This is a genomic window from Mesorhizobium sp. M8A.F.Ca.ET.218.01.1.1 (assembly GCF_004791165.1).
Classification (GTDB): domain Bacteria; phylum Pseudomonadota; class Alphaproteobacteria; order Rhizobiales; family Rhizobiaceae; genus Mesorhizobium.
This window is the reverse complement of record NZ_SRUZ01000228.1, coordinates 1-279: the sequence shown is the minus strand read 5'-3', so window position 1 is coordinate 279 and position 279 is coordinate 1. Positions and strand designations below refer to the sequence as shown.

Below are 279 nucleotides of genomic sequence, written 5' to 3'. Positions count from 1 at the left end.
CCTTCTTGCAGATCTTGAGAGGGATCCCTTTCAACTTGAAATCGAAAATAGGATACGCGATATGGCACCCGCTTTGCGACGGGCGGTTACTACACTCGTCGGTCAAATGGGAACCTACGAACCGCTCCTCAATCAATATCCCAATCTGGGCAACTGCATCTCTCTCGCTAGCACCGAAGCTGTATCCATGAGCGAAGAGCGGTTTGTCAAGTTTTGGGCTGGGAGACATGATATCCCGAGTCAAGTCTCACCTGAGCATTGGAATTCCATACTGCAAAT

1 protein-coding gene is annotated in these 279 nt (G+C 49.5%); it reads left to right on the top strand.

What is annotated here, in order from left to right; genetic code table 11:
• Positions 1 to 61: 61 nt before the first annotated feature.
• A partial coding sequence (locus EN861_RS35980) for a hypothetical protein (RefSeq protein WP_210235227.1) occupies positions 62 to 279 on the top strand: 218 nt, incomplete at its 3' end.